The following is a 498-nucleotide window of genomic DNA, read 5'->3' as shown; positions in this document are numbered from 1 at the left end:
GGCGTGTGGCTGACAAGCTGCACACGCCTACCAGTCCGCCGAATCCCGCTACCTGACCGGTGGCTCCAGTTCACCATCATGCCTCACGCGCACGCGCCTAGACAAACGGCCCAGCTGAGCCGCTTACGAACTTCGCACCTTCGGTGTGCTCGATCCACAAGCCCAGTACGTCACGCTGGCCGTCGGCCTGAATGCCCAGCGCGAGATAAACGGCCTGGTTGCTCACCACGCCGTCGCTGCGGATCTTTACACGAAGCGCATCAAAGAATACGACCGGATACATCGGTTCGAGCGGACGGTTTTGCCAGGCGAGTGTCTCGGCCATCACCTCGTCGGTGACCGAGCTGATGAAGTCGGGCGACACCTGCGTACCGTAGCTTTCGGCCAGAAACGCCTGGATTTCGCGTACGCTCATGCCCCGCGCGTACATGGCGATGATGCGCTCATCAAAGCCGGTAAAGCGGCGTTCGTGTTTGGGAATCAGTATCGGCTCGAAAC

The 498-nt window shown here is 60.6% G+C and carries 1 pseudogene; it reads right to left on the bottom strand.

Going from position 1 to position 498, the window contains the following annotated elements:
* Positions 1-127: 127 nt before the first annotated feature.
* Positions 128-498: pseudogene (locus AB4Y44_RS42445) on the bottom strand (transposase); the annotation flags it as partial.

Source organism: Paraburkholderia sp. BR10937 (assembly GCF_040965695.1).
Classification (GTDB): Bacteria; Pseudomonadota; Gammaproteobacteria; order Burkholderiales; family Burkholderiaceae; genus Paraburkholderia.
This window is presented reverse-complemented; position numbering and strand designations above follow the sequence as displayed.